Source organism: Thiohalocapsa sp. ML1, from assembly GCF_001469165.1.
Classification (GTDB): Bacteria; Pseudomonadota; Gammaproteobacteria; order Chromatiales; family Chromatiaceae; genus Thiohalocapsa.
The window spans coordinates 1-3048 of the sequence record NZ_JABX01000103.1 but is presented as its reverse complement, the minus strand read 5'-3'; the positions used below and the strand labels follow the sequence as shown (position 1 = coordinate 3048).

Genomic DNA, 3048 nt, shown 5'->3' with positions numbered 1-3048 from the left:
CAGCCGGTGGTGCGCCGGCCGCGGGTCCCCGCGGCCGGCGCACCACCGGCTTCATGGAAGATGTTTTCTATGCCCTCCCCGTGATTCCTCGACCCCGGGCTCGTCCAACGACCGGTTCAGATCGCGGCTCGCTTCGCTCGCGCGATCTAACCTTATTCGTTAGGCGATTGCCGAAAAAAACGTACCGAATGGCGCAGGATTTTCGTCCGCCTTCAAGGAGCGGCAGCGGGTGCATAGTCGCACTATGCACCCGCTGCCGCGACGCAGAAGGCGGGCGAAAAGACAAGCCAGGCGGTATGTTTTTTGACAGAAATCGCCTTAGTACGCGGTGCCGCGGCTATCGCCCATCAGGGTTGGAGCCTCCATCACCCCGAGCGCGGACGCACCGACCCCGGACGCACCCCGAATCTGGCGATATAGGCGCGGCTGAAATGGCTCACGCTGGCATAGCCCAACCGGGATGCGACGACCTTGAGCGGGACGTGGCTGGCGCGCAGGAGGGCATCGGCGGCGTCGAGCCTCAGGTCGGTGACATAGGCGAAAACGGTGCAACCGAAGGCATCCTTGAAGCCCTGATTGAGCGCCCGCGCCGAGAATCCGTGGCGCCGGGCCAACTCACCGAGGTTCGGAACCTGGCCTTGCAGTTGGTCTAACTCCTCGCGCACCCGCCGGATGCGCGCCCGCCGGTTGGCCTCGGGGCAGGGCAGGGTGTGCAGATGGCGCGCCAGGGCGACCAGAAAATCCAGCACGCGCGCCTGGGCATGGAGCCGGCGCAGGCCGCCCGTGAGGGAGTCGGTCAGGGCCGCCTCCAGGACTGACTTGATGTGTTGCGGCACCGGTCGCACGCTGGCGGCGGGCGCGCGCCCGATCTCCAGCGCCCGGAGCAAATCCCGCGCCGCTGCCGCCCCAAGCAGGCCGTCCAGACGCGAGCGCTCCATGCCGAGCGCGGTGACCTCCAGCATCCCGCCGGCCTCCGCCAGGTGCCGGTGGTCGACCCGGTCGAGGTGGGCGAAGACGCAGGACTGGCTGTCGTGCGCCAGCCGCAGACCGACCCGCTGATCGTGCAGCACGCCGGCGCCGACACGCACGGACTGGACGAAGAAGATCGGCTCGGCCAGATCGGCTTGCACCGCGGACATCGGTCTCAGTCCGCCCTGGCCGGGCGCGAAGCGATGCACCACCCGGCACAGGTGCACACCGAGGTCCAGATCCAGCATCTCCATCCAGCCGTCCCCCGCGCCCTCGTCGAAGGGGGCGGGCGTGCGCGGCAGGGTGCTGCACCGGGCGCCGAGGCAAAGCGGCTCCAGATCGGGTTCCACCAGCCAGCGGATGGCCATGTCGAGGACGGCGGTGCGCATACCGCAGGACTCTACCACCTGCCGTTTCGGGCATCACGCCGCCCAGGATAAGGCATCGGGGGAAACCCCGGAAACGCCGCAAAACCCCTTAGGATTTCGCAAGGTCTTTTTCTCCTCGTTGCTGACGCAGGCACGGCGTCGGCCGTCGGGCTTGGCCAAACCGACGGCTGATTCAGTCCGTCCTTCACTGCCGACAACAGATATTGACAACCATGAAGCTCTGCCCGCTTGTCATCCTCCCTGCCGCAGCGTTGGCCCTGCACACCGCCGGGGCCGCCCAGGCCGGCCTGGCCGTCTACAGCTTTCAGCAGGTCGTCAACGGCTACACCGCCGCGGTGGACGCAGGCATCGATCAGGGTGAGCCAACCACCCGGTTGGGGGCGGCGCCCTCGCTGTCCGTCGACTTGGGCAGCGCTTCCAGCGGCGTCACCAGCGTCAGCGCGATGTTGCTGCGTTTCGACGAGGTGTTCGGCAGCGGCCCCGGCAAGGTGCCCGTCACCGCATCCATCACCAAGGCCACCCTGACGCTCAGCGTCAACGATGCGGGCAGTGGCTTCCAGTTGTTCGACATGCTGTCCGCATGGACCGACGGGATCACCTGGGACTCGTCCTTCGGCACATCGGGGTTCCCCGCCCCCAGTGTCGGCGCCGCGTCCACCCCGGTGACCTCCGCGGGCAACGATTCCAATGCCAGAACGTCCCCCTGGGCCTATTGACCCTGGACGTGACGGCCTCCCTGCTGGCCCAGCAGGCCGGCAGCCTGCCCGGCTATGGCTGGGCACTGCTGCCCTGGCCGACCGCCGGGTGGAACGGTGTCGACCTGGACACCAGCGAAGCGGCAGCCGTCCTCAATCGCCCGCTGCTGACGACACCGTGCCCGAGCCCGAGCCCGGGGCAACGGCCCTGTTGCTGCTGGGGCTGGGGGCACTGGGGCTGCGCCGCCGAGCGCCGCTCACGGGCCGGGTACGTCCTGAGCACAGCCCCGGGACTTCTGAAAGGTCGGCGATTCCCGCCGGTCCAGCGCAACCGACCCACCAACAACGGAGCAATCGACGATGATCAGACCAGACATCAAGACCCTGGCGGCGACCGGTCTACTGGCCCAGAGCGGCGCGATGACGGGCGGCGCGATGACGGGAGTCCCGCGCATGCGGCGATTCATTGCACCTCTGCTGCTCGGCGCATCGCTGCTCGGTCTCGGCATCACGCTCGGCATCACCAAGGCCGACGCTGCCATCGTGCTGCTCGACAATACCAGCGGCTTGACCGATACCGCTTATAACGGCGGCAACCAGACCACTTGGAGCATGAATACGCCCGCCTACAACCGCATCAATGGCCGGGTCTTCACCACGGGTGATACGGCCTGGCTGCTCGACAGCGTGTCACTCCTGCTGCGCGACGATGGCCCGCTCAACGACATGACCTGGCGGGTGTCTTTGTGGGCGCTCGGGGACAGCGATACGGCGCCTGCCGGCGGCGCTTCACCGGCCTATCAAGAAGACTTCTCCGGCATCGATCTGACCTCGACCGCCGCGTACATCACCTTCAGTCCGACCTCGGACTGGCTGATGGCTGCGAACGGTCGGTATGCAATCGGCTTCGCCAACGACATCGGTGACGGGCGCACTAACTGGGGCTCAACCGGAACCAGCGGCACGCCATCATCAACGGTCGGCTTTACCTAGTG

4 protein-coding genes are annotated in these 3048 nt (G+C 67.3%); 3 read left to right on the top strand and 1 reads right to left on the bottom strand.

Annotated elements, in window-relative coordinates; all coding sequences use genetic code 11:
* Window positions 1–365: 365 nt before the first annotated feature.
* On the bottom strand, window positions 366–1358 hold the full coding sequence (locus tag ML01_RS26475; protein ID WP_058558359.1) for a helix-turn-helix transcriptional regulator: 993 nt from the start codon (window positions 1356–1358) through the stop codon (window positions 366–368).
* A gap of 212 nt (window positions 1359–1570) precedes the next feature.
* On the opposite strand from ML01_RS26475, the gene ML01_RS26470 reads away from it, so the two are divergent.
* The 3 genes from ML01_RS26470 to ML01_RS26465 are packed head-to-tail and all read left to right on the top strand — an operon-like array spanning window position 1571 to window position 3046.
* The gene (locus ML01_RS26470; protein ID WP_058558358.1) at window positions 1571–2074 is read left to right on the top strand and encodes a hypothetical protein; all 504 of its coding nucleotides are present in this window, start codon (window positions 1571–1573) and stop codon (window positions 2072–2074) included.
* The gene (locus ML01_RS31585; protein ID WP_082674708.1) at window positions 2046–2417 is read left to right on the top strand and encodes a PEP-CTERM sorting domain-containing protein; all 372 of its coding nucleotides are present in this window, start codon (window positions 2046–2048) and stop codon (window positions 2415–2417) included. The genes ML01_RS26470 and ML01_RS31585 overlap by 29 nt, the downstream gene beginning before the upstream one ends.
* Entirely contained in the window at window positions 2414–3046 is a 633-nt protein-coding gene (locus ML01_RS26465) for a hypothetical protein (RefSeq protein ID WP_058558357.1), read from the top strand. Before ML01_RS31585 ends, ML01_RS26465 begins: the two co-directional genes overlap by 4 nt.
* Window positions 3047–3048: the final 2 nt, after the last annotated feature.

Bases quoted from the DNA above. Each gene is read 5' to 3' on its own strand.
- ML01_RS26475 (WP_058558359.1), bottom strand. From the start codon at position 1,358: ATGCGCACCGCCGTCCTCGACATGGCCATCCGCTGGCTGGTGGAACCC.
- ML01_RS26470 (WP_058558358.1), top strand. From the start codon at position 1,571: ATGAAGCTCTGCCCGCTTGTCATCCTCCCTGCCGCAGCGTTGGCCCTG.
- ML01_RS31585 (WP_082674708.1), top strand. From the start codon at position 2,046: ATGCCAGAACGTCCCCCTGGGCCTATTGACCCTGGACGTGACGGCCTC.
- ML01_RS26465 (WP_058558357.1), top strand. From the start codon at position 2,414: ATGATCAGACCAGACATCAAGACCCTGGCGGCGACCGGTCTACTGGCC.